Source organism: Denitraticella aggregata, from assembly GCF_048158365.1.
GTDB lineage: Bacteria > Pseudomonadota > Gammaproteobacteria > Burkholderiales > Rhodocyclaceae > Azoarcus_F.
In genome coordinates this window covers 650,654-675,705 of record NZ_JBLLNL010000001.1, presented here as the reverse complement: position 1 = coordinate 675,705, position 25,052 = coordinate 650,654, and the positions used below count along the sequence as shown (strand labels likewise).

At 63.2% G+C, this 25,052-nt stretch carries 24 protein-coding genes; 20 read left to right on the top strand and 4 right to left on the bottom strand.

Annotated elements, in window-relative coordinates; translation table 11 throughout:
- The first annotated feature begins 48 nt into the window (after positions 1 to 48).
- From glnE to ACKVEX_RS03240, 5 genes are all read left to right on the top strand, one after another.
- The gene (glnE, locus tag ACKVEX_RS03260; protein WP_473214245.1) at positions 49 to 2,754 is read left to right on the top strand and encodes a bifunctional [glutamate--ammonia ligase]-adenylyl-L-tyrosine phosphorylase/[glutamate--ammonia-ligase] adenylyltransferase; all 2,706 of its coding nucleotides are present in this window, start codon (positions 49 to 51) and stop codon (positions 2,752 to 2,754) included.
- Positions 2,755 to 2,865: 111 nt separating this feature from the next.
- On the top strand, positions 2,866 to 4,380 hold the full coding sequence (locus tag ACKVEX_RS03255) for a CYTH and CHAD domain-containing protein (protein WP_473214244.1): 1,515 nt from the start codon (positions 2,866 to 2,868) through the stop codon (positions 4,378 to 4,380).
- A gap of 85 nt (positions 4,381 to 4,465) precedes the next feature.
- The gene (locus tag ACKVEX_RS03250) at positions 4,466 to 4,918 is read left to right on the top strand and encodes a SixA phosphatase family protein (protein WP_473214243.1); all 453 of its coding nucleotides are present in this window, start codon (positions 4,466 to 4,468) and stop codon (positions 4,916 to 4,918) included.
- Positions 4,919 to 5,058: 140 nt separating this feature from the next.
- Positions 5,059 to 5,622, top strand: coding sequence for a DUF2062 domain-containing protein (locus ACKVEX_RS03245; RefSeq protein WP_473214242.1), 564 nt, complete (start codon positions 5,059 to 5,061; stop codon positions 5,620 to 5,622).
- Between the two features lie 186 nt (positions 5,623 to 5,808).
- Positions 5,809 to 6,735, top strand: coding sequence for a hypothetical protein (locus tag ACKVEX_RS03240; protein WP_473214241.1), 927 nt, complete (start codon positions 5,809 to 5,811; stop codon positions 6,733 to 6,735).
- A 99-nt stretch (positions 6,736 to 6,834) separates the two neighbouring features.
- Here the strand turns inward: ACKVEX_RS03240 and mnmA are convergent, their stop codons facing one another.
- Genes mnmA through ACKVEX_RS03225 form a run of 3 tightly spaced genes read right to left on the bottom strand, consistent with a single transcriptional unit; the run spans position 6,835 to position 9,108 of the window.
- Positions 6,835 to 7,932 (bottom strand): tRNA 2-thiouridine(34) synthase MnmA, encoded by a 1,098-nt coding sequence (gene mnmA / locus ACKVEX_RS03235; RefSeq protein WP_473214281.1) that lies wholly within the window; start codon positions 7,930 to 7,932, stop codon positions 6,835 to 6,837.
- A gap of 16 nt (positions 7,933 to 7,948) precedes the next feature.
- Positions 7,949 to 8,656: a hypothetical protein gene (locus tag ACKVEX_RS03230; RefSeq protein ID WP_473214240.1), complete on the bottom strand. Its 708-nt coding sequence runs from the start codon at positions 8,654 to 8,656 to the stop codon at positions 7,949 to 7,951.
- The gene (locus tag ACKVEX_RS03225) at positions 8,653 to 9,108 is read right to left on the bottom strand and encodes an NUDIX hydrolase (RefSeq protein WP_473214239.1); all 456 of its coding nucleotides are present in this window, start codon (positions 9,106 to 9,108) and stop codon (positions 8,653 to 8,655) included. The genes ACKVEX_RS03230 and ACKVEX_RS03225 overlap by 4 nt, the downstream gene beginning before the upstream one ends.
- A 437-nt stretch (positions 9,109 to 9,545) precedes the next feature.
- On the opposite strand from ACKVEX_RS03225, the gene ACKVEX_RS03220 reads away from it, so the two are divergent.
- From ACKVEX_RS03220 to ACKVEX_RS03160, 13 genes are all read left to right on the top strand, one after another.
- A complete protein-coding gene (locus tag ACKVEX_RS03220) occupies positions 9,546 to 10,907 on the top strand; it encodes a Na(+)-translocating NADH-quinone reductase subunit A (protein ID WP_473214238.1) in 1,362 nt (453 codons plus the stop codon).
- Positions 10,907 to 12,121 (top strand): NADH:ubiquinone reductase (Na(+)-transporting) subunit B, encoded by a 1,215-nt coding sequence (locus ACKVEX_RS03215; RefSeq protein WP_473214237.1) that lies wholly within the window; start codon positions 10,907 to 10,909, stop codon positions 12,119 to 12,121. The genes ACKVEX_RS03220 and ACKVEX_RS03215 overlap by 1 nt, the downstream gene beginning before the upstream one ends.
- Positions 12,108 to 12,935, top strand: a complete 828-nt coding sequence (locus tag ACKVEX_RS03210) for a Na(+)-translocating NADH-quinone reductase subunit C (RefSeq protein WP_473214236.1) — start codon at positions 12,108 to 12,110, stop codon at positions 12,933 to 12,935. Before ACKVEX_RS03215 ends, ACKVEX_RS03210 begins: the two co-directional genes overlap by 14 nt.
- 3 nt (positions 12,936 to 12,938) lie before the next feature.
- Entirely contained in the window at positions 12,939 to 13,601 is a 663-nt protein-coding gene (locus tag ACKVEX_RS03205) for an NADH:ubiquinone reductase (Na(+)-transporting) subunit D (protein WP_473214235.1), read from the top strand.
- The gene (gene nqrE / locus ACKVEX_RS03200) at positions 13,602 to 14,210 is read left to right on the top strand and encodes an NADH:ubiquinone reductase (Na(+)-transporting) subunit E (protein WP_473214234.1); all 609 of its coding nucleotides are present in this window, start codon (positions 13,602 to 13,604) and stop codon (positions 14,208 to 14,210) included.
- Between the two features lie 19 nt (positions 14,211 to 14,229).
- Entirely contained in the window at positions 14,230 to 15,450 is a 1,221-nt protein-coding gene (gene nqrF, locus ACKVEX_RS03195; protein ID WP_473214233.1) for an NADH:ubiquinone reductase (Na(+)-transporting) subunit F, read from the top strand.
- Between the two features lie 53 nt (positions 15,451 to 15,503).
- A complete protein-coding gene (nqrM, locus tag ACKVEX_RS03190; RefSeq protein WP_473214232.1) occupies positions 15,504 to 15,695 on the top strand; it encodes a (Na+)-NQR maturation NqrM in 192 nt (63 codons plus the stop codon).
- Positions 15,696 to 15,712: 17 nt separating this feature from the next.
- Positions 15,713 to 16,111 carry a CBS domain-containing protein gene (locus ACKVEX_RS03185; protein WP_473214231.1) on the top strand — a complete coding sequence of 133 codons (399 nt, stop codon included), beginning with the start codon at positions 15,713 to 15,715 and terminating at the stop codon, positions 16,109 to 16,111.
- Between the two features lie 201 nt (positions 16,112 to 16,312).
- Positions 16,313 to 17,233, top strand: a complete 921-nt coding sequence (locus ACKVEX_RS03180) for a branched-chain amino acid transaminase (RefSeq protein WP_473214230.1) — start codon at positions 16,313 to 16,315, stop codon at positions 17,231 to 17,233.
- A gap of 10 nt (positions 17,234 to 17,243) precedes the next feature.
- Positions 17,244 to 17,438 carry a zinc-finger domain-containing protein gene (locus ACKVEX_RS03175; protein WP_473214229.1) on the top strand — a complete coding sequence of 65 codons (195 nt, stop codon included), beginning with the start codon at positions 17,244 to 17,246 and terminating at the stop codon, positions 17,436 to 17,438.
- Between the two features lie 44 nt (positions 17,439 to 17,482).
- Positions 17,483 to 17,923, top strand: a complete 441-nt coding sequence (locus tag ACKVEX_RS03170) for a YybH family protein (RefSeq protein ID WP_473214228.1) — start codon at positions 17,483 to 17,485, stop codon at positions 17,921 to 17,923.
- A complete protein-coding gene (locus ACKVEX_RS03165; RefSeq protein WP_473214227.1) occupies positions 17,920 to 18,921 on the top strand; it encodes a YheT family hydrolase in 1,002 nt (333 codons plus the stop codon). The genes ACKVEX_RS03170 and ACKVEX_RS03165 overlap by 4 nt, the downstream gene beginning before the upstream one ends.
- Positions 18,922 to 19,013: 92 nt before the next feature.
- Entirely contained in the window at positions 19,014 to 20,402 is a 1,389-nt protein-coding gene (locus tag ACKVEX_RS03160; protein ID WP_473214226.1) for a phosphomannomutase/phosphoglucomutase, read from the top strand.
- A gap of 10 nt (positions 20,403 to 20,412) precedes the next feature.
- Here the strand turns inward: ACKVEX_RS03160 and alaS are convergent, their stop codons facing one another.
- A complete protein-coding gene (gene alaS, locus ACKVEX_RS03155) occupies positions 20,413 to 23,034 on the bottom strand; it encodes an alanine--tRNA ligase (RefSeq protein WP_473214225.1) in 2,622 nt (873 codons plus the stop codon).
- 124 nt (positions 23,035 to 23,158) lie between these two features.
- Between alaS and ACKVEX_RS03150 the strand changes: the two genes are divergently transcribed.
- Together ACKVEX_RS03150 and ACKVEX_RS03145 are read left to right on the top strand one after the other, a co-directional pair.
- The gene (locus ACKVEX_RS03150) at positions 23,159 to 23,710 is read left to right on the top strand and encodes a cob(I)yrinic acid a,c-diamide adenosyltransferase (protein WP_473214224.1); all 552 of its coding nucleotides are present in this window, start codon (positions 23,159 to 23,161) and stop codon (positions 23,708 to 23,710) included.
- 354 nt (positions 23,711 to 24,064) lie between these two features.
- Positions 24,065 to 25,045: a TAXI family TRAP transporter solute-binding subunit gene (locus ACKVEX_RS03145; protein WP_473214223.1), complete on the top strand. Its 981-nt coding sequence runs from the start codon at positions 24,065 to 24,067 to the stop codon at positions 25,043 to 25,045.
- Positions 25,046 to 25,052 lie beyond the last annotated feature (7 nt).

The window sequence follows — 25,052 nt, the reverse complement described above, 5'->3', positions numbered from 1 at the left end:
CCACACATCGGGTCGATCATTCTAGCAACGAACCGGAATCACGCTTCCATGTCCTTCGACATCTCCCTCCTTCCTGCCCCGGTGCAGCATGCGGCCGGCCTGTCGCGGTTCCTTTCCCGCATGCTGCAGAGCCGAGCCTGGCTGCCGCAAACGCTCGCTGCCTCGGTCGATCGCACGCTCGACACCGACGCAATGCAGGCCTTCCTCGCCGAGCGCAGGCTATGTGAGGACAATCTCGCCCCGGCCCTGCGCGATCTGCGCACGTGGGTGCTGTGTCATCTCGCGTGCCGGGATCTGAACGATGTCGCCGACCTGGCCGAGGTGACCGAGTCCATGACCTGCCTCGCCGAGGTCGCGGTCCGTTCGGCACACGATATCCTGCGCGAGTCGTTGGTCCTGCGCTATGGCGAACCGCTGTCACCGGCGGGTTGGGTGCAGGAGTTGCTGATTATCGGCATGGGCAAGCTTGGCGGACGCGAGCTGAACGTCTCCTCCGACATCGACCTGATCTTCGTCTATCCGGAGGACGGCGATACCGGGGGCAAGAAGATCATCAGCAACTTCGAGTTCTTCGAACGACTCGGAAAGCGCATCATCAAGACCTTGTCCGAGGTCACCGAGCACGGCCAGGTCTTTCGCGTGGACATGCGGCTACGCCCGAACGGGGATTCGGGCTCCCTGGTCTGCTCCTTCGACACGCTCGAGAACTATTTCATCACGCAGGGGCGGGAATGGGAGCGTTACGCCTGGATCAAGGCCAGGGTACTGAACGGCGAGCGCTACCAGGAACTCGAGGACATCGCCCGCCCGTTCGTGTTCCGCAAGTATCTGGACTTTGGCGCGTTCAACGCGATGCGTGACCTCCACAGCCAGATCCGTCGCGAAGTCGCGCGCCGGGACCGAGCCCACAACGTCAAGCTCGGGCCGGGCGGCATCCGCGAGATCGAGTTCATCGCCCAGGTCTTCCAGTTGATACGGGGCGGCCGGGATCGCGAACTGCAGATTCGCCCCACCCTCAAGGTTCTGAACGAACTGGCGTCACGCGGCATCCTGACCCCTTCAGCGGTGAAGGAGTTGTCGGAAGCCTATGTGTTCCTGCGCCGTCTGGAGCACCGTCTGCAGTATCTCGACGATGCGCAGACCCACGACCTTCCGGAAACGAGCGAGGATCGCCGCCTCATCGCCGCGGCGACCGGCCACAACGACTACGATGCACTGTGCGCCGAACTGGACGCGCACAGGAGAGCGGTCAGTCACCATTTCGACGACGTCTTCAGCGATCCGAGCGACGAGGACCACGCCCTCGATTCGGTGTGGACGTCTGCCGAGCACGGTGATCAGATCGACCCGATCCTGGCGCGGCTCGGTTATAAAGATCCTCAGGCAGTCGCCCGCCGACTGGCCGCCATCCACGAGAGTCCGCGTTACCAGCAGTTGCCGCCGCGCAACCGCAGCCGCCTCGATGCGCTGATGCCCCGCGTGGTCGAGGCCGCTGCCGCCACCCCGATGCCGGACGACACGCTGTCTCGCTGCCTGAGCCTGCTCGAGACGATCACCCGCCGCGGCGCCTACCTGGCCTTGTTGCAGCAGTACCCGAATGCGCTGAGGCGCGTCGCCGACCTGATGAGCGCATCCAGCTGGGCAGCGGATTATCTGACCCGTCACCCGATCCTGATGGATGAACTCCTGGACGATCGCAACCTGGAAGCGGAGCCGGACTGGGAGACGCTGGAGGCGGAGCTCCGCGCGGCGCTCGATGCGATCGAGCCGGACATGGAACACCAGATGGACATGATGCGCGAGCAGCACCATGCGCAGGTTTTCCGTCTGCTGACCCAGGACATCGCCGGCAAGCTGACGGTGGAGCGGCTGGCCGACCATTTGTCGGCCCTTGCCGATCTGATTCTCGAACTGACGCTGCCGCCGGTATGGCGCAAGATCCGCAAGCGTCATCGCGACGATCCGTGCTTCGCGGTGATCGCGTACGGCAAGCTCGGCGGCAAGGAGCTCGGCTACGCGTCGGACCTGGATATCGTGTTCCTGTTCGACGACGCCGCGCCGGAGGCGATCGAGGTCTATTCGCGCTTCGCACAACGCATCAATACCTGGCTGTCCACCCGCACCGCCGCCGGCATTCTGTTCGAAACCGATCTGCGTCTGCGACCCAACGGCAATTCCGGTCTGCTGGTCACCTCGCTCGAGGCCTTCCGCGCCTACCAGCTCGAATCCGCCTGGGTCTGGGAACACCAGGCCCTGACCCGTGCCCGCTTCGCCGCCGGGGACAAGACGCTGGGTGCCGCCTTCGAACGCATCCGCTGCGAGGTGATGCGCCAGCCCCGGAACCTCGACACGCTGAGAGCCGAGGTGCTCACCATGCGGCGCAAGATGCGCGATGCGCATGCCAACAAGAATGCGCGCTTCGAACTCAAACACGATGCCGGCGGACTGATCGATGTCGAGTTTCTGATCCAGTATCTCGTGCTCGGCCATTCGCATGCACATCCGGAACTGACGGCCAACCTCGGAAACATCGCGCTGCTGCGCATCGCGGGCGAACTGGGTCTGATCCCGACCGACCTTGCGGCAAGCTGCGGTGACAGCTATCGCCTGTTGCGTCGCCTGCAGCACCGCCAGCGCCTCAACGGCCAGGCGTCGAGCGTCGCACCGGCAGAGACCGCGTCGGCCCGCGAACCTGTGATCACACTGTGGAAGAAAGTCATGGGAGAGGATCAGTCCGCGGCGAAGGGCGAATGAACCAATTCGATGCAAGACTAAGCCGGTGGCACAGGCTAGAATGAAAGCCCAGCACTCTTGATGAGCATTCCATGGTCTTGCCACTCCCTCGCAACGGTAATCGATAGGCATATGGCCCAGGAAATCGAACTCAAGCTCGGCCTGGCGCGCAGATCCCTGCCTGCGCTGCGCCGGCATCCCATCGTGCAGGCCGCGACCAAACTCGGCAACGCGGCAACCCTGGAAAACACCTATTACGACACCTCGGACCTCAGGCTCAGGGAGCGCAAGATTGCGCTGCGCACCCGTCGCCATGGGCGTCAGTGGTTGCAGACGGTCAAATGTGCGGCCGAATCCACCGCCGGTCTGTCCCAACGACCGGAGTGGGAACAGTCCTTTTCCGGGAGCTTCGATTTCTCGGCGATCGACCGGACGGATGTACGCAAGCGGCTGACGCAACTGCACGACGATCTCGTGCCGGTGTTCTCGACGCGCTTCCGTCGCGAAACCCGACTGTACGCGCCGGACCCGAAGGTGCGCATCCTGATGATGATCGATACCGGGGAGATCGTCTGCGGCGAGCATGTCGAACCCATCTGCGAGCTGGAGCTCGAACTCGAGCAGGGCAAGCCGATCGACCTTTTGCTGCTCGCGTGTCGCCTCGCAGCCGACCTGCCCCTGATACCCAACGACGTCAGCAAGGCCGAGCGAGGCTATGCACTGCACCTGGGGCTGACACCCCGGCCGCTGCGGGCGGCACCGTCCGACATTCGCCCGGACCAGAGCCCGGTTGAGGCGTTTCAGGCGCTCGCCTCCTCCTGTGTCCGGCAATGGCAGGCCAATGCGAGCGGCGCAGTGGGCAGCCTGGACCCGGAGTTCATCCACCAGTTGCGGGTCTCCCAGCGTCGGCTGCGCTCACTGATCCGCCTGTTCTCCCCCGCATTGCCGGAGGCGTTCGTGACCGACTGGAGCGATCGGCTGCGCGATAACGCCAACAGCTTCGGTGATGCCCGCGACCTCGACGTGCTGTACGAGGAGGTTCTTTCACCGGTTGCGGGAAGCAATCCCGAAGAGGATTCCGCGCTTGCGCGACTGCAGGGCCTCGTCCATGCGGCCCGCGATCGCGCGCGCGGCGAGGCCCTGCAGAGCCTCGATCCGGCCGCGCAGGGCCGGCTGCTGATCGGCTTCATCGCCGCACTGTATGCCTTGCCGACCAACAACCTGATCGGCGCGGCCGACCTGCGCGTTTTCGCCAGGCTGCAGATGTCACGTCTGCAAAAAAAGATCCGGCGACGTTTCGAGGCCGCCCAGGATCTGGTGCCCGCCAAGCTGCATGCACTCAGGATCGCGCTCAAGCAGCTTCGCTACGGCATGGAGTTTTTCGGGCCGCTGATGCCGGCCAAGAAGGCGGCGCGCTTCCTGCGGTCGCTCACCCGCGCGCAAAATGCGCTCGGCTTCATCAACGACGTAGACGTCGCCCGCAATCGACTCGCCGACTATGCGGCCGACGACCAGGAACTGCGCGCGGCTGCTGCATTCGTCTGCGGTTGGCACGGGCCCCGATACGCAAAACTTTGCCGTCAGTCCATTCGCGACCTGGAGCCGCTTATGAAGGGCCACGCCCCATGGAACGCGAAACCTACGTGACGGTCTTCCTCAATCCGGGCCGTCACATGACTGCAACATCCGACATCGATACTCGCGGGTTCGATCGACTGGAATGATTGATGCTATGGATTTACTGTTGTGGCGCCATGCCGAAGCGGTCGAGGGTTCGCCCGACCATGGTCGTGAGCTGACCCTGCGCGGCCACCGGCAGGCCGAATGCATGGGCGCCTGGTTGCGAAAGAAACAGCCCAAACGACTCAAGGTACTGGTCAGTCCGACGGTTCGGACCCGCCAGACGGCCAGCGCCTTCACGGAAGATTTCGAGATCGTCAGTGCGCTCGGCCCTGAGGGCAGCGTTGCCGACATTCTGGCGGCAAGCGGATGGCCGGACTCCAGCGGCGCATGCCTCATCGTCGGGCATCAACCCACGCTCGGTCGGCTTGCGTCACTGTTGCTTTCCGGAGCGGAAGCGGACTGGACGGTCAAGAAGGGCGCGCTGTGGTGGTTCTCGAACCGGGTGCGCAACGGAGAAACGCAAACCGTGCTGCGCGCAATGCTCCCGCACGATCTGGTGTGATCGGCGATTCAATGCTCCGAACCGGCGGGCACTTTTCGACCGACCGGACAGTCAATCGGATTGAGCCGGGGAAGGAACTGTCGCATATCGGACGATCCTCCCCCGATATACAATGAGGGCCGAACGACGAGAACCGACAGATGAAGCGCTTCCTGCCCACCCGAGACAGCATCAAGCAAAATCGCCTGCTGAGGTGGCTCGGGCCGCGCATTCACGATCCGGTTCTTTGGCACATCAACCGTAACTCGGTGGCGAAGGGTGTGGCGATCGGTGCGTTCTTCGGCCTCATGGTTCCGATCGCGCAGATTCCGGCTGCTGCGATCGCTGCGCTGATCCTGCGCGGCAACCTGTGGATCGCCGCGATCGCGACGCTGATCAGCAATCCGTTCACCTATGGCCCGATCTATATTTTCGCGTATCGGCTCGGCAGCACCATCCTGCCGCCGGCGGTCGCGAGCGGCGCAGTCCCCGCAGAGGACCACGCGACGACCACGCTGCAGTGGCTGATCGACGCGATACACTGGTTGACCGGTATCGGCCGGCCCCTCGTTCTGGGCATGTTGATCATGGCGGTGACAGCCGCGGTGGTCGGTTACTTCGGCATGCTGCTGATATGGCGGATCAAGGTGATCATCAAGCGCCGCCGCCAGCGCAGCGAGCGCAGTGCCCGGATCGCGGTGGGTCGCGCGTCCGACATCTACTGATCCCCCTCCGCGGGTCGGTGCTCAGGCACCTCCATCCCCCGCCTTTGCCTGCGTTTCCGTCCATGTCGGCCAAGGGGGCTTTTTTGCCGTGCACAACAAGCGTATCCTTGGTCCCCTCAACAGAGCCGGGAGTGGTCTTGAGTACCTCGCTCACGCGCGGAAAGGCGAGGACACAACCGAACGATCATGAAGAAGCCCATAGCCAATGGCACCATCCGCAGCATTGCGGGCGTCAAGCGTGTCCATTACGATGGATACTGGATCAAGGCATACGAGGCTCCGCAGGATTCGCTGAAAGCCAAGCGTCGGCTGATCGAGGCTCTGACCAGGCGCCTGTTCAACCATGTCGAACATGGCATCAACATCCCGGGCAAACGCCTGAAGGAAGCGCGCCAGGCCTTCGAGGAGGAACTCGACCCGGAGCGTCGTCGCGTCAAGGGCGCGATGCTCGCCGGTGCGCTTTTCAATCGGGCGACCGACATCTTCACCAAGCTGGTCGACCTGCAGGAAGAAGGTGTCGAGGTCGAACAGGACAGCGCCCTGATGCGCGAATGCGGGCAATGTCTGCAGGAGTCGCTGAATCTCGGAAAACTGGTCCGCCACATCAGCGGTGACGAAGGGATCGACGAACTCTGGGGCGAACCCTTCCGCGCCTTCTCCATTCCGATCGAATCCTTCTACGAGAGCCGATACATCAAGATCGCGCAGACACTAAGGGACATCGATCGCATCGCCGCAGTGATGATCGCAACTTTTTCTAATAACCCATTGTTCCCCGGCGTCGAGACAAAGGTGCGCGAGTTTGCCGAGTCGGCCAAAATCAAGTGCGAGACGCTGCGAACCGACCCGAACATCTTCGACATATGGACCGACTTCGCGGTCGCTTCCGAGCACCTTGCCGCATTCACGCCGCATCTGGTGATCGCGCCCACACCGGAAACGTTACAACTCGCGACCGACGGCATGCAGTTGATCAATCAGGGTCGGGAACTCGTCGGCTACATGACCCGTGCGCGCGTGACAATGCCCAAGAGTACGCGCGAATTCACCGAACGTTGCGAGCACTACGCCGAACTGAGCCTGACGCGCCTGAAGACGCTGTCGGCCGCCTGAACGTCCGTGGGACCGCCGAGGCGGGCCCGCCCCCACACCCTTTCGTCCAGGGCTGCCGAGCCCGAGCGGTGACACGCGCATCGAGCGCGCACCCTCGACTCAGACGATGACGCCGCCGCCCAGACACACGTTGGATTCATACACGACGACGCTTTGACCGGGCGTCACAGCCCATTGCGGCTGGGCGAAGACAATCTCTGCCCGCTCCGCGTCGACCGCATCGATCTCGCACGGCATGTCCGGACTGCGATAGCGCGGCTTGGCCGTATAGACCCAGTGTGTGTGCGGATCGCGGCCGGCGATCCAGTTCAACTGCGTCGCGACCAACCGGTCCCGCAGCAGCGCCGGATGGTCATGTCCCTGCACGACATACAGGCGGTTCGCCGCAACGTCCTTGCCCGCTACATACCAGGCCTCGTGTTCTCCGGCCTCGTCCTGCCGCCCTTTGATGCCGCCGATGTGCAGGCCCTTGCGCTGGCCGATGGTGTGGTACATGAGCCCCTGGTGCTCTCCGATGACGCGATCGTCGTCCAGACAGCGGATCTCGCCCGGCGTCGTCGGCAGATATCGCATCAGGAACTCCCGGAACGGGCGCTCGCCGATGAAACAGATGCCGGTGGAGTCCTTCTTCTCCGCGACATGCAGACCCGCTTCGGCCGCGATTCGGCGCACGTCCCGCTTGTAGAGTCCACCGAGCGGGAACAGCGTCTTCGCCAGTTGGGCCTGATTCAGCCTATACAAAAAATAGCTCTGATCCTTAGTTCCGTCCTCGGCCTTGAGCAACTGAAACTCGGCACGACCATCATTGACCCATTCGCGCACCCGCGCATAGTGCCCGGTGGCAATACGTTCGGCTCCGAGTTGCATCGCGTGGTCCAGAAAGCAGCGAAACTTGATCTCCGAGTTGCACAATATGTCCGGATTGGGCGTGCGGCCCGACTGATACTCGGCCAGGAAGTCGGCAAACACCCGATCCTTGTACTCCTGCGAAAAATTGACGACCTCGAGGTCGATGCCGATCACGTCGCAGACCGAAGCCACGTCGACCAGGTCCTGGCGGGTCGAACAATACGCATCGTCGTCGTCGTCTTCCCAATTCTTCATGAACAAGCCCGTGACCCGATAACCCTGCTGCTTCAGCAACAAGGCCGTCACCGAAGAATCCACGCCGCCCGACATGCCGACCACGACCTTCATTCCCGCACCAGCGGCATCAATAGACATTCGGCCCTCCCCCTCTCAACCACTCGGCCAGCGGCAAGACGATCGCAGGCTCACCATGATCGACGAACCAGCTGTCCACTGCGAAACGCGCAGCGTCGCGCGGTGGGGTTTCCGCAGTACCGCCAGCAGGCCGTGGTAAATCGTCGAGCACGTCTTCACAGTCACACAGAGCCAGCAGTATCGGCACATGATCCGGCACCATGCCGGGCGAGTGCGTCGACGCGAGCAGGTCGGCCTCGAGTTCTTCGATGACCGCCGAAAAATGCTGAAAGATCAAACGCTGGCGCCGCGCCGGATCGCGCACGCGATGAAAACGCAGCCAGGCACGCTCCTCGATCAGGTTCAAAAAACGACTCGTCGTCGTCGAATGATCGATGCAATCCATCCGTCCGGCCACCCCGGCGTCGAGCAGGTTGCCTGCACGATCGGCATGGATAGGCGACTGCGCACCGGCAGCGCGATACAGCTCACCCAAGACCCGCGCGAGTGCCTCACGCTCGGCCGCCGCATCCGATGACGATCCGAGCAGCATTTTCACCTTCGACATCGTGCCTTCATCGAACAGCACCTCCGCCTCGGACAGGCAACCATAATCGAAACACACCTCGACGCGTGCGGGCAACACCGACGCCACGGCGGCGGACGACAGCATCGTCAGCCAGCAGCACAGCAGGACCTTGCGGAGACCCCGCCTCATGCCGTGAAGTCCCTGACCAGGTCGAGCGGAAAACGGCGGCCCGAAATCCAGTCCGCGCAGCATTGCAGCACCAGCGGGCTTCGGTGGCGGGCGACACTTGCCCGCAGGTCATCGAAGGACATCCATAATGCGCGCACGATGCCGTCGTCGAGGCGGTGCAAGCCTGCTGCGGGGTCGGCTGTTCCACCGAACGCGAATCGCAGGTAGGTCAGATCCCCCTGAGGCCTGGGCCATCGATAGACACCGACCACACACGACGGGACAAATTGGTGCGCCGTCTCCTCCATCGTCTCGCGCACGGCGGCATCGACCAGCGACTCTCCCAGCTCGAGATGCCCGGCAGGCTGATTGAGGCGCACACCCTCCGCCGTCTCCTCCTCGACGACGAGGAAGCGGCCTTCCCGCTCCACGATGGCCGCAACGGTAACGTTCGGCTTGAAGCTTCTGTCCATCACACTCCTCGGTGCGCACGCGCCGCGCATGGCCCTGCCACCTACGCCGGCAATCCGCACGATCGGAAAAGAACGGATTCTATCCCGACAGGCCGGTCGTCCGCGACCTTCCGTGCAGGCACAGCTCCACACCGCGCCGGTGCGCGGTGGGCCGCTCGGTCCGCGCACGCAAACGAGCGCTGCCCGTGAGCGGGGCACCCTCGCGCAAGCGTTCATCGGGCGCGACCGCCGAAACGGCACCCCATCGTTATTTCAGTCCTTATATAACCACCAACTGTTTGATGACAGGGGCGCAAAAAAGTAATATTGAGCAGTTTTGTACTGCTGGCCCAAAACGCACTTTAGCGAATGCTTGAGTCAATCGGGAGGCTGACCAGGGTATTCCGCCGATTGCGCGAACGACGAGCCGGCTTTCGTCAACCAGGATCGAGACCTCTATGCACATAAAGATCAAGAAAGGCCTGGATCTGCCGATCGGCGGAAAACCCGAGCAACGCGTACATGTTGCTCGCGCTGTCAGGCACGTGGCGCTCCTGGGCGTTGATCATGTCGATCTCAAGCCCACCATGCTCATCGCCGAAGGCGACAGGGTCAAGACGGGGCAGGTGCTCTTCGAGCATAAGAAGCTACCCGGGGTCTGCTTCACCGCACCTGGAGCGGGCGAGATCATCGCCATCAATCGCGGCGCGCGCCGGATGCTGCAGTCGGTCGTGATTCGCCTGGACGACACCGAGGACCAGGAGGTCTTTGCGTCCTACCCGGCCGACAGGCTCGATAGCCTCACCAACGAACAGGTCGTGGACAACCTGCTCAAGTCGGGCTTGTGGACTGCATTGCGCACCCGTCCATTCGGCAAGCTGCCCGATCCGACCACCCGACCGGCCGCAATCTTCGTCACTGCGATCGACACCAATCCGCTCGCCGCCGACCCGGCCCCGATCATCGAGGCGGAGGGCGAGGCGTTCGCTCAGGGGATCACGGTGCTCTCCCGTCTGACCGAGGGCAACGTCTGGGTGTGCAAGGCAGCAGACGCCCAGTTGCCGGATGCGAAGATGTCGGCCAGGGCGCAGGTCGCAAGTTTCGACGGACCGCATCCGGCCGGCCTGCCCAGTACACACATCCACTTCCTCGATCCGGTGAACGCCCACAAGACGGTGTGGCACCTGAACTATCAGGACGTGATCGCGATCGGCAAGCTGTTCACCACCGGCCACGTCCCGACCGAACGCATCGTTGCGCTCGGCGGCCCCCAGGTCAAGGAGCCGCGGCTGTTGCGCACCCGGCTCGGCGCCTGCATCGAGGAACTCCTGGAAGGCGAACTCGTCGAGGGCGACAATCGGGCCATCTCCGGGCCGGTCTGGTCCGGTCGTCGCGCCGCGGGCTGGTCGTCCTACCTGGGCCGACACCATCTGCAGATCAGCGTGCTCAAGGAAGGCAACCAGCGCGAGGTGCTCGGCTGGCTCAACCCGGCCGGCGCGACCAAGTTCTCGTTCCTGAACGTGATGCTGTCCAGTTTCAAACGCCAGGCCGCGGAACCGATCGCCTTCACCACCTCTCAGAACGGTAGTCCGCGCGCAATGGTTCCGGTCGGCACGTTCGAGGACGTCATGCCGCTCGACATCCTGCCCACGCAGTTGCTTCGCTACCTGCTGGTCGGTGACACCGACATGGCTCAGAAGCTCGGCTGCCTGGAGCTTGATGAAGAAGATGTCGCACTGTGCTCCTTCGTCTGCGTCGGCAAGTACGACTACGCGCCCGTGCTCCGCAAGAATCTAAACCAGATTGAGAGGGAAGGCTGATGTCCGCGATTCGACGCTATCTCGACAGTATCGAGCCGCAGTTCCACAAGGGCGGCCGGTTCGAAAAGTATTACGCAGTGTACGAGATGGTGGATACCTTTATGTATTCACCGCCGGACACGACCCGCACCGCACCCCATGTGCGCGACGGCATCGACCTCAAGCGAATGATGAGCTACGTGGTCGTCGCCCTGATCCCGTGCATTCTGTGGAGCTGGTTCAACAGCGGCTATCAGGCCAACCTGGCACTGGCCGAACTCGGGGTGACGCGCGGCGACTGGCGCGGCGGCCTGTTGTCCATGCTCGGCATCGGTTTCAACCCGGGCAACATCTTCGCCAACATGGTGCATGGCTTCCTGCTGTTCCTGCCCATATACCTGACCACGCTGATCGTTGGAGGCCTTTGGGAGGTCCTGTTCGCGACGGTGCGAAATCACGAAGTCAACGAGGGCTTCCTGGTCACGTCGATGCTGTTCACGCTGACCCTGCCGCCCGAGATGCCGTTGTGGATGGTCGCGGTCGGGATCAGCTTCGGGGTGGTGATCGGCAAGGAGGTTTTCGGCGGCACCGGCAAGAACTTCCTCAATCCGGCGCTGACCGGGCGGGCCTTTCTGTATTTCGCCTATCCTACCGAGATCTCCGGCGACCAGGTCTGGGTCGCGGTCGACGGGTACTCCCATGCCACCCCGCTCGGTCTCGGCGAGACCGGCGGCATGGCGGCGATCGCGGACAGCGGGTTGAGCTGGTTCCAGGCGTTCGTTGGACTGATGCCGGGTTCGCTCGGCGAGACCTCGACGCTGATGATTCTGATCGGCGCGGCGTTCCTGCTCTACACCCGCATCGCCTCCTGGCGGATCATGCTCGGGGTGGTACTAGGCGTGATCGGTACGTCGCTGCTGTTCAATCTGCTCGCAACCGATGCGCGGCCGATGATGGCGATGCCGTTCCACTGGCACTTCGTCGTCGGCGGACTGGCCTTCGGTCTGGTGTTCATGGCGACCGATCCGGTGTCGGCTTCGATGACGAACGCGGGGAGACTGGCCTTCGGCATCCTGATCGGCTTCATGACCGTGCTGATTCGCGCGATCAATCCTGCCTTCCCGGAGGGCATCATGCTGGCGATCCTGTTCGCCAACCTGTTCGCACCGCTCATCGACTATGTCGTCATCCAGAACAACATCCGACGGAGGGAGCGCCGCCATGTCAGCGCCTGACCAGCAATCCGCCAGCAATCCGCTGGCGTCCATCCTCGCCCTGCCGAACGACAGCCCGAAGAAGACCGTCTTCATGGCGCTCGCCGTCTGTCTGTCATGTTCGGTCGTTGTTGCCTCGGCCGCGGTCGGCTTGCGCCCGCTTCAGGTCGCGAACCAGGAAGCCGACAAGATCCGCAACATCGTGGCAGTGGCCGGCGTGCAGCGCCCCGGACAGACCGTGCAGGAGGCGTTCCAGAGCGTCGAGGCGTTGATGATCCGTCTCGCCGATGGCACCGAGACCGATGCCCATCCGGTCAGCGGCTTCAGCATCGAGGCCGCGAGCAAGGACCCCTCGATGTCCCGTGCGCTGAGCCGGGCCGAGGATCGTGCGAACATCAAGCGCCGGCCGGAATTCATGCCGGTGTACAAGGTGCGCGGAACCGACGGCGACATCGAGACGCTGATCCTGCCGGTTCATGGTGCGGGCCTGTGGTCCACGCTTTACGGCTTTCTCGCGCTCGAAGGCGACCTGCGCACCATTCAGGGCCTCAAGTTCTACCAACACGCCGAAACCCCCGGCCTGGGCGGCGAGGTAGACAACCCCAACTGGCGCAATCTTTGGCGCGGCAAGGTCGCGTTCAACGATGCAGGTGAACCGTCGATCGAGCTGATCAAGGGCACGGTGGACGCGAGCACGCCCAACGCCGAGCACCGTATCGACGGACTCGCCGGTGCGACGCTGACCGGGCGCGGCGTCGAGAATCTCATCAACTTCTGGCTTGGCGATCAGGGCTACGGCCCCTTCCTAGCCCGCCTGCGCAACGAGAGGGGATAAGCCATGGCCAACGCCACCAAGGACCTAGTCTACAAGCCGATTGCGGACAACAACCCGATCATCCTGCAGGTGCTCGGGATCTGCTCGGCGCTCGCAGTGACGACCAAGATGTCGACAGCGCTGACGATGGCCATCGCACTGACGGCCGTGCTGTGCGCATCGAACGTGCTGATCAGTATCATCCGCAACCACATCCCTGCCAGCATCCGGATCATCATTCAGATCACGATCATCGCGTCGCTGGTGATTCTGGTCGATCAATTGCTGAAGGCCTTCGCATTTGGCCTGTCCAAGGAACTGTCGGTCTTCGTCGGACTGATCATCACCAACTGCATCGTTCTCGGGCGCGCGGAAGCCTTCGCACTGAAGAACCCCCCGCTGCCCAGTTTCTGGGACGGTCTCGGCAACGGTCTCGGCTACAGCGCCATCCTGCTGCTCGTCGGCTTCATCCGGGAGTTGTTCGGCTCGGGATCCCTGTTCGGCCTGCAGATCCTGACCCTTGCCAAGGACGGTGGATGGTACGTACCCAATGGCATGCTGCTGCTGCCACCAAGCGCGTTCTTCATCATCGGCCTGATCATATGGGGCGTCCGCGCCTGGAAACCCGCCCAGGTCGAGAAGCCCGACTTCGAGATTCAGGCGGCCCACCGCCCGGAGGTGTCTTAAATGGCCAACTATTTCAACCTGTTTATCAGCGCGGTCTTCGTAGAGAACCTCGCGCTCGCGTTCTTTCTCGGGATGTGCACCTTTCTGGCCATCTCCAAGCAGGTCAGTGCGGCCTTCGGACTGGGCGTAGCGGTGGTCTTCATCCAGACCCTCACCGTTCCGGTAAACCACCTGATCTATTACTACCTGCTGCGTGACGGCGCGCTCGCGTGGGCCGGCCTCCCGGAAGTCAACCTGAGCTTCCTCGGCCTCATCAGCTATATCGGCGTCATTGCTGCCCTCGTGCAGATCCTTGAGATGTTCCTCGACAAGTACGTACCCGCGCTGTACAACGCGCTCGGCGTGTACATGCCGCTGATCACCGTGAACTGCGCGATTCTCGGAGGCACGCTGTTCATGGTCGAACGCGACTACAATCTGGGCGAGAGCATCACCTACGGCATCGGCACCGGCGTCGGCTGGGCGCTCGCGATCACCGCCCTGGCTGGTATCCGGGAGAAACTCAAGTACTCCGACATTCCAGCCGGCCTGCAGGGGCTGGGCATCACGTTCATCGCAACCGGTCTGATGTCGCTCGGCTTCATGGCCTTCTCCGGTATCCAGCTCTGACGCGACGAGGTATCCATCCATGACTGAAATCATCCTAGGTGTGTTCTTCTTCGCGGCGATCGTGCTGCTGCTGGTGTTCGTGATCCTCAGCGCGCGTACCAAGCTGGTCGCGACCGGCAACGTGAAGATCAACGTCAATAACGAAAAAACCATCGAAGTACCGGTCGGCGGCAAACTGCTGAATGCGCTCGCGGGCGCGCAGCTCTTCGTCGGGTCGGCCTGCGGCGGAGGCGGCACCTGCGCACAGTGCCGAGTCAAGGTTTTCGAGGGTGGTGGCGCGATCCTCCCGACCGAAACCGGCCACATCAACAAGCGCCAGGCCCGCGAAGGCGAGCGCCTCGCCTGCCAGGTCGCGGTCAAGCAGGACATGAAGATCGAGGTCCCGGAAGAGGTCTTCGGCGTGAAGAAGTGGGAGTGCACGGTGCGCTCCAACGACAACGTGGCAACCTTCATCAAGGAACTGGTGCTGGAGTTGCCCGAAGGGGAGCATGTCGATTTCCGGGCCGGCGGCTACATCCAGATCGAGTGTCCGCCACATGTGGTCGACTTCAAGGACTTCGACATCCAGGAGCGCTTCCACGAGGACTGGGACCGGTTCAATGTGTGGCAATACACGTCGAAGGTCACCGAGGACACGGTGCGCGCCTACTCGATGGCCAACTATCCGGAAGAGCGCGGCATCATCATGCTGAACGTGCGGATCGCGACGCCGCCGCCGCGCGCCGAAGGCGTGCCTCCAGGCAAGATGTCCTCCTATATCTTCGGACTGAAGCCAGGGGACAAGGTCACGATTTCCGGCCCGTTCGGCGAATTCTTCGCCCGCGATACCGACGCCGAGATGGTCTTCATCGGCGGCGGGGCGGGCATGGCGCCGATGCGCTCGCACATCTTCGACCAGCTGGGCCGGATCAAGACAAAGCGCAAGATTTCGTTCTGGTACGGGGCGCGCTCGAAGCGCGAGATGTTCTATGTCGAGGACTTCGACACGCTCGCCGCCGAGAACGAAAACTTCGAATGGCACGTCGCACTGTCGGATCCGTTGTCGGAGGATGACTGGAAGGGCTACACCGGGTTCATCCACAACGTCCTGTATGAAAACTATCTCAAGGACCATCCGGCCCCGGAGGATTGCGAGTACTACATGTGCGGACCCCCGATGATGAACGCCGCGGTCATTCAGATGCTGCTGGATCTCGGTGTCGAGCGCGAGAACATCATGCTCGACGATTTCGGCGGATAACCGTCCTTGCGGCCCGGCGTTCGCGTCGTACCGGCACCAACCGTGGAGGTTTCATGGGTACATTCCTCGTCACATTCCTCGTAATGAGTCTTGCGATCGTTGGCATGGCCGTCGGGGTGATCATGAATCGCAAGCCCATCGCCGGCAGTTGCGGCGGAATGGACAAACTCGGCATCGAATGCGAAGCAGGTTGTGACAAACCCTGCCCGAAGCGCCTCGCGCGACAACACGCTGAACAACACTGATAACGGCACAAGGGGAGATGATGCTTCATTCTCTGCTCGTCAAGGACTACATGTCCGGAGATCCGCTCGCGTTCGCACCGGAAATGGATGTGCTTGATGCGATCCATCAACTGCTCAAGCATGAGATGACCGGTGCGCCGGTCATCGACCACCTTGGCAAGGTCGTCGGCTTTCTGTCGGAGAAGGATTGCCTGAAGGTCGCGCTGAGTGCGTCGTACTACAAGGAACGCGGCGGTCGTGTCAGCGAATTCATGACCACCAACGTGATCACGCTGGAGGGCGACGCGTCGCTGACCGAGGCCGCAGAGCTGTTCGTGGCGCAACACTTCCGCTGCTATCCCGTAGTCAGCGAAAGCAAGCTGATCGGGCAACTGTCGCGCAGGAACATCCTGAAGGCGCTCGAAAAGCTCTGGTGATCCGGAGCGACCCCGCATGCACGAAGGGACAGGGGCACCTGTCCCTTCGTGCTTTCCGGCGGAGATGCCCTCGCGGCTGCAATTTCGCGCCCCTGGTCGGGGCAAGCCCGCACCGCGGCGCGAAGTTTGCGCTAAAATCGCGGATCGTCCTGCGCCTCGATCGGCGCACGCATACCAACAACACCGCTGGAGATTTTCACCATGTCCATGGCTGACCGCGACGGTTTGATCTGGTACGACGGCAAACTCGTGCCATGGCGCGATGCGACCACGCATGTGCTGACGCACTCTCTGCACTACGGTCTCGCCGTCTTCGAAGGTGTCCGTGCATACAACACGGTCAAGGGCACCGCGATCTTCCGGCTCGCCGAACATACACAGCGCCTGATCAACTCGGGCAAGATCTACATGATGGACATCCCGTACAGCAGGGATGAACTCATGGAGGCCCAGCTCGAAGTGGTGCGGGCCAACAAGCTCGAGTCCTGCTACATCCGGCCGATCGCCTTCTATGGTTCCGAGAAGATGGGCATCTCGACACGCGGCTCGACAGTGCACGTCTCGATCGCCGCCTGGCCGTGGGGTGCATATCTGGGCGAAGAGGGTCTGGAAAAGGGGATCCGCGTCAAGACCTCGTCCTATGCGCGCCATCATGTGAATGTCACGATGCCGCGCGCCAAGGTCGCCAGTACCTACGCGAACTCGATTCTGGCCAACCTCGAAGTCACCGCCGAGGGCTACGATGAAGCCCTGTTGCTTGACACCCAGGGTTTCGTCGCCGAAGGCGCGGGCGAGAACCTGTTCGTTATCAAGGACGGCAAGATCTACGAACCCGAGATCGCGTCTGCGCTGACCGGGATCACCCGCGACTCGGTCTTCCGGATCGCTGCCGAAATGGACCTGCAGGTGCAGTCCAGGCGACTGACCCGCGACGACATCTATATCGCCGACGAGGCCTTCTTCACCGGAACCGCGGCCGAGGTGACCCCGATTCGCGAACTCGACAACCGGGTCATCGGCACCGGCAGGCGTGGTCCGATCACGCAGAAGATCCAGTCACGCTTCTTCGAGGTCGTCAACGGGCGCGCACCCGAGTACGAGAGCTGGCTGGCGTTCGTTTGAGGAGTCGATCATGAATGAAACGCGCAACAAATCTGTCACGGTATCGATCAAGGATCTTCCGCTCGCGTGTCCGCGCCCGAATGCGCCGCTCTGGGCTCAGCATCCACGCGTCTTTCTCGATGTCGTCAAGGAAGGCGAGGTGGTGTGCCCGTACTGCAGTGCGCGTTACGTGTTCACAGGCGATCACCCCAAGGGGCATCACTGAAACCCACGGCCACGCGCGTTTTTCCTGGCAATGCCCATTCCACCGTGACATCCGGCAGACCCACCTTCAACTCGGCTGCGGAAGTGGAAAGCGCCTTCTACGAGGCGCTTGAGCGCTCTGACCTCGATGCGATGATGAACCTCTGGTCCGAGGACGAGGAAGTCGTGTGCATTCATCCCGACGGGCCGCGATGGGTCGGGCTGAATGCGATCCGTGAGTCCTGGCGAAGGCTGTTCACAGGTGGCGCGCGGCTGATCGTGCGCACCTCGCATCAGGTCATCAGCAACAGCATGCTGCTGACCGTGCATAACGTGCTGGAGCATGTCGCGATCGAAGGCGACGATCAGTTCCATCCGCCCATGATCGCGACCAACGCCTATGTTCGCGGTCCGACCGGATGGCGCATGGTCCTGCATCATGCCTCCCCGGCGTCCGAAGCGCTCGCCATGGGCAGCGCCAGCGGCAACCCGCGAATGATGCATTGAGCGCCGGGCACCCCGCGAACCTTGCCGGGCTAGAACCCGCCTTCCATGCTCCACTCTGGCTGCCCGGCGGACACGCACAGACCATCTTTCCGCTGACCCGCCGTGGGGCACCGCCGCCCTACCGGCGCGAGCGTCTCGAAACGCCGGATGGCGACTTCATCGATCTGGACTGGCTTGTCGGCATCCATCTTCCGGAAGCACCGCTGGTGGTACTGTTCCATGGACTAGAGGGATCAAGTCGTTCCCACTACGCACGCAGCCTGATGCGCGCCATCGCGCGACGAGGCTGGCGTGGCGTCGTACCCCACTTTCGGGGCTGCTCGGGCGAACCCAATCGGCTGGCCCGAGCCTACCATTCCGGGGACAGTGACGAGATCGACTGGATTCTGCGGGCACTGAAACCGGCCGCAGGCTCAGCCCCGCTGTTCGCGGCCGGCGTGTCACTGGGCGGCAACGCATTGCTGAAGTGGCTCGGGGAGCGTGAGCGCGATGCAGGCGCCGTCGTGGCCGGTGGCGCGGCGATCTGCCCACCGCTGGATCTGACCTTGTCCGGGCATGCACTCGAACGCGGGTTCAACCGGATCTACACGCTGAACTTCCTGCAGACCCTGCGTCGCAAGGCGCTCGACAAGCTGGCACGCGATCCAGCGCTGTTCGATCCGGCACGGCTGCGCGCAGCGACCACGCTGCGGCAGTTCGACGACGTCTACACGGGTCCGGTTCATGGCTTCACCGGCGTTCGCGACTACTGGACCCGCGCCTCCAGCAAACCCTGGCTCAAAGGCATCACGACGCCGACCCTGCTGCTCAATGCGCGCAACGATCCCTTCGTCCCGCCCGACGCACTCCCGGCCCCTGCCGAACTGTCGGGCCAGGTCGTCTTCGAATGCCCGCTGGCCGGCGGCCATGTCGGTTTCCTGTCGGGACCCTGGCCGGGCCATATCGACTGGATGCCGCAGCGCGTGCTGGAATTCTTCGATCGGCTTCACAAAGCCTGAGGCTGACGGCATGACGCTCGTGACGGACTGAGATGTGGTGCCCATGCCCATGCGATAATCGCGCTTCACTCATCAACCTGCCGCACGCCGACATGACCACATTCAGCCCCGTTCCCGCTCCCGAGATCTTCAAGGCCTACGATATCCGCGGCATCGTCGACAAGACGCTGACCGAAGATGCGGTCAGAGCGATCGGGCGGGCGATCGGTTCCGAGGCGGCGCGCCGCGGACAATCGACGATCGCGGTCGGGCGTGACGGTCGACTGTCGGGACCATCGCTTGCCGCGGCCCTGGCCGACGGGATCCGTGCCGCCGGAATAGACGTGATCGACATCGGTTGTGCGCCGACACCGCTGACCTATTTCGCCGCATTCCATCTCGACACGCATTCGTGCGTCAGCGTCACCGGCAGTCACAACCCGCCGGACTACAACGGGCTGAAGATGGTTCTCGGCGGCGAAACCCTGTATGGCGAAATGATCCAGGATCTGCGCCGGCGCATCACCGACAATGACTTCAGCACCGGGCAAGGTGCGCTCCGATCCACATCGGTCAAGGAAGCCTATCTTTCACGGGTGACTTCGGACGTGCGGCTGGCGCGCCCGATCAAGGTGGTCATCGACTGTGGCAACGGTGTGGCCGGAGCGGTCGCACCCGAACTGCTGCGCGCGCTCGGCTGCGAAGTCGTCGAACTGTTCTGCGACGTCGACGGCACGTTTCCGAATCACCACCCAGACCCGTCCAAACCCGAGAATCTTCAGGACCTCATCAGGACGCTGCGTGACACGGATGCCGAACTCGGTCTCGCGTTCGACGGCGACGGTGATCGCCTCGGGGTCGTGACCCGGGACGGCGAGATCATCTACCCGGACCGCCAGTTGATGCTCTTCGCCGCCGACGTGCTGACCAGGGTGCCGGGCGGCGAGATCATCTATGACGTCAAATGTACCCGCAAGCTGGCCGACTGGATCCGGGCCCATGGAGGCAAGCCAACCATGTGGAACACCGGTCACGCGCTGGTCAAGGCCAAGCTGAAGGAGACCGGGGCGCCGCTCGCCGGAGAGATGAGTGGCCATGTGTTCTTCAAGGAGCGCTGGTTCGGTTTCGACGACGCGCTCTACACCGCCGGCCGGCTGCTCGAGATCCTGTCCCGCCATCCCGATCCATCTGCGGTCCTGAAGGCTCTGCCGAATTCGATCAGCACACCCGAACTGAACATCGCGATGCGCGAAGGCGAGCCCTTCGAACTGGTGAAGCGCCTGCGTGAATCAGCCGACTTCGGCGCACCGGACGAGATAATCACGATCGACGGCGTACGGGTGGAGTATCCGGACGGCTTCGGCCTGGCACGGGCCTCGAACACGACCCCGGTGGTCGTGCTGCGCTTCGAGGCCGACGACGTGCAGGCCCTGGGCCGGATCCAGAATCAGTTCCGCGTCGCCATCGAACGCGTCTGGCCAGGGCTCGCGCTGTCCTTCTGACCGCGCACGTTCAGAGGCGCGCGGCCACCCAATCGCCGACGCTGGCAAGCGCCGCGGGCAGCTTGGACGGGTCGGTGCCCCCGGCCTGGGCCATATCCGGACGGCCGCCGCCCTTGCCACCGACCTGCTGCGCGACCATGTTCACCAGCTCGCCGGCCTTGATCCGCGCGGTCATGTCGGGTGTGACGCCCGCGATCAGGGTCACCTTGCCCTCCCTGACCGACGCGAGCACGATCGCCGCGCTTCCGAGCTTATCCCTGAGCTTGTCCATGGTCTCGCGCATCGCCGGCACGTCGGCGCCTTCCAGCGTCGTCGCGAGCACCTTGCAGCCATTGATCTCTCGTGCCCCGGCCACGAGGTCGTCACCCTGGCTGCTGGCCAATCTGGATTTCAAGCGCGCCAGTTCCTTTTCGAGCGCACGCACGTTCTCCAGCATTCCTGTCACCCGTTCGGCCAGGTCGTCCGGCTGCACCTTCAGCAGCGCCGATACGCCCTGCACCCGTCGCTCCTGCTCCTGCACATAGCGCAGCGCGTTGGCCCCGGTGACCGCCTCGACCCGACGCACGCCCGCCGCCACACCGCCTTCGGTCACGATCTTGAACAAGCCGATATCGCCGGTGCGCCCGACATGCGTTCCACCGCACAGTTCGACCGACGAGCCGATGCTGAGGACCCGTACCTCGTCGCCATATTTCTCGCCGAACAACATCATCGCGCCGGTCTTCTGCGCGGCTTCGAGCGACATCGCCTCGGCCCGGGTTTCGGCGTTGTCGAGGATCTCGCGATTGACCAGTTCCTCGACTTCCCGGATCTCCTCGGCGGTCATCGGTGCGTGATGCGTGAAATCGAAGCGGGTCTTGTCCGGATCGACCAGCGAACCCTTCTGCTGCACGTGCGCCCCCAGCACCTCGCGCAAGGCCTTGTGCATCAGGTGCGTGACCGAATGGTTGCGGGCGGTGGCGTCTCGCGCGGCGGCGTCCACGCGGGCGCCCACGCCCTGCCCGACCGACAGGCTGCCGGTCCGGACGATGCCGTGATGGCCGAATACGGTCGCCTGGATCTTCTGCGTGTCCTCGACCGCAAAGATCCCTGCGCTGCCGCGCAGCTCACCGCGGTCGCCGACCTGGCCGCCCGATTCCGCGTAGAACGGGGTGTGATCGAGCACGATGACGCCGAGGTCGCCCTCGTCGAGCTGATTGACCGGCGTGCCATCCTTGTACAGCGCCAGAACGCTGGCGCGCGTCTCCAGCGTCGCATAACCCTCGAAGGCCGTTTCGGGCCCACCATAATCCAGGCTGGCCGCCATCCGGAACCTGCCGGCTGCCCGCGCCTGCTCACGCTGCCGGCTCATCGCCGCATCGAAGGCAGCCGAGTCGACCGTCACGCCCCGCTCCCGGCACACGTCGGCGGTCAGATCGAGCGGGAAACCGAAGGTGTCATGCAGCTTGAAGGCGGTCTCGCCGCTGAAGCGCTCTTCTCCACGCTTGTGCATGGCGGCGAGCTCGGCCTCGAGGATGTCCATGCCGTTGTCGATGGTCGCCAGGAAGCGCTCCTCCTCCTGCCTCAGCACCGCGACGATGCGCGTCTGGTCGGTCTTGAGCTGCGGATAGGCTTCGCCCATCTCGGCCGCGAGATCGGGCACCAGGCGGTGGAAGAACGCGCCGCGTGCGCCCAGCTTCCAGCCGTGCCGGATGGCGCGTCGAATGATCCGGCGCAGCACGTAACCCCGACCCTCGTTGCCCGGAATGACGCCGTCCGCGATCAGGAAACAACAGGCCCGGATATGATCGGCGATCACCTTGAGGCTGGGACTGGCCGGGTCCGCACACCCGGTCTCGCGCGCGGCCGCGCCGATCAGACTCCGGAACAGATCGATCTCGTAGTTCGCATGAACGTGCTGCAGCACTGCCGAGATGCGCTCCAGACCCATGCCGGTGTCGACGCTGGGCTTGGGCAGCGGATGCATGACGCCGTGCTCGTCGCGGTTGAATTGCATGAAAACCACGTTCCAGATCTCGATGTAGCGGTCGCCGTCCTCCTCAGGCGACCCCGGCGGCCCGCCCCAGATCTCGGGACCGTGATCGTAGAAGATCTCGGTGCAGGGCCCGCAAGGACCGGTCTCGCCCATCATCCAGAAATTGTCCGACGCGTAGCGCGCACCCTTGTTGTCGCCGATGCGGATGACCCGCTCGCTCGACACCCCCATGTCGCGCGTCCAGATGTCGTAGGCCTCGTCGTCTTCCGAATAGACGGTGACCCACAGCTTGCTCTTGGGAAGTTTGTAGACGTCGGTCAGCAGTTCCCACGCGTAGCCGATCGCGTCGCGTTTGAAATAGTCGCCGAACGAGAAATTGCCGAGCATCTCGAAGAAGGTGTGATGACGCGCGGTGTAACCGACGTTCTCGAGGTCGTTGTGCTTGCCGCCGGCGCGAACGCACTTCTGCGACGTGGTCGCGCGGGTGTAGGGCCGTTTGTCGAAACCGAGGAACACATCCTTGAACTGGTTCATGCCGGCATTGGTGAACAGCAGCGTCGGATCGTCCTGCGGCACCAGCGAACTGGACGAGACGATCTGGTGTCCCTTGGAGGCGAAGTAGTCGAGGAACTTTTTGCGGATTTCGGCGCTTTTCATGGATACTCTGACTGTGCGAAGACGAGGAAACCGGCCCAACCGGCGAGTCAGCAAGTTTATCATGCGCCCCTCCGCCGATTACGAACCGGCTCGGCGCGAAACCCGAGATCAAAGGAAGGCTTGAATGGGACACCGACTGTCGAAGATCTACACCCGCACCGGCGACGCCGGCACCACCGGACTGGGCGACGGCAAGCGTGTGTCCAAGAACAGCCTGCGCATCCACAGTCTGGGTGACGTCGACGAATTGAACGCGGTGATCGGTTTGCTGTTGTGCGAGGAACTGCCCGACGACGTTCGCACGCTGCTGACCGACGTGCAGCACGACCTGTTCGACCTCGGCGGTGAAGTCTGCATCCCCGGCATGAGCATGATCACCGGCAAGCAGGTCGACAAACTGGAGCACGAACTCGATCGCCTCAACGACGACCTCGAACCCCTCAAGGACTTCATCCTGCCCGGCGGCACGCGCCCGGCCGCGCTGGCTCATCAGGCGCGCACGGTGTGCCGCCGTGCCGAGCGCATGCTGGTCGCCCTGACCCAGGAGGAGGCGATCAACGACGGGCCCAGACAGTATCTCAATCGCCTGTCGGACCTGCTGTTCGTGCTCGGCCGAGTACTGAATCGCGCCGGCGGGCGCGGCGACGTGCTGTGGCAGAAGGGCAAGAACGCCTGATCCCCGAAGCCCGGATACGGGGTATCCACAATTGCCGCCCAGCCCCGGGCGGCCTAGTCTTGCATCCAACAGGTTTTCGGATGCAACGACAATCCGCATCGAGCCCCGGCAGGCAGGTCACCGGCATAGTCCGATCGCCCCGACCCGGGCGGGGGCAACAAGCCGAGTCTTGCCTCCCGGCCTTGGTCGGTGCGATCGTCACGACCGAAATACCGGCGCATCGAATCGGCTGACTTCGTTGATCAGATGCGCGCCGAATGGGTTGCGCGGCATGCACATGCGAGCATGTCCGCGTGGTTCATCCTTGCGATTCCATCGCTTGCACTAGTACTTAGACAACACAAGGAGACAGCAATGAAAGGACTCGTCAAAACGTTGGTGGCGGTCGCCACCGGGGTCGCCGTGGTCAGCGGCGCGGCCGTCGCGCAGGATCGCACTGGCTGGCCGCGCGACCTCACCGTCGGCACCGCAAGTCAGGGGGGCACCTACTTCGTGTACGGCAACGGCGTCGCCAGCTTCATCGGCGAATCCCTCGGCCTCAACTCCAGCGGCGAAGTCACCGGCGGTCCGGTGCAGAACGTGACGCTCGTGCAGATGAAGGAGCACGGGATCGGACTGGTCACCATGGGCCCGATGTATGAAGCCTGGAACGGCAGGAGTGATCTCGCTCCGGGCCTGCCGCACACCGATGTGCGCGCACTGTTTCCAATGTACCAGACGCCGTTCCAGTGTGTCTCCATGGCCAACTCTGGCATCAAGTCGGTGAGCGATCTTGGCGGCAAGCGTGTCAGCGTCGGCCCTGCAGGTGGCACCCCGGGCACCTACTGGCCGCGCTTCATGGAAACCCTCGGCGTCCAGGCGCGTCAGTCGAATACCGGCGCGGCCGACGCCGCCAGCCAGCTCAAGGATGGCCTCCTCGACGCCTTCTGCTTCGCCGCCGGCATACCCATCTCCGCGTTCAGCCAGTTGGCAGCCGAAGCCAACGTGGTGATGTTCGGCTTCAACGACCAGGAGCTTCCGGTCATCCTGGAAAAGCACCCGGAAGTGTCCGCCCTGACCATCCGGGCCGGCACCTACGCGGGCCATGACTACGACCAGAACACCGTGGCCATGTGGAATTTCGCCGTCGCCCACAAGGACATGCCGGACAGTCTGGCCTACGAGGTCACCAAGCTGGTGATGGATAACCACGAGCGGATGATGCAGGTGCACAGCGCCGCGCGTGAAACCCTGCCCGAAAACGTGGACAAGAACAGTTTCCTGCCCTTCCACGCCGGTGCCGTGCGTTACTACGAGGAGACAGGTGTGACCATCCCGGCAAGCCTCAGGGACTGAGCACCAC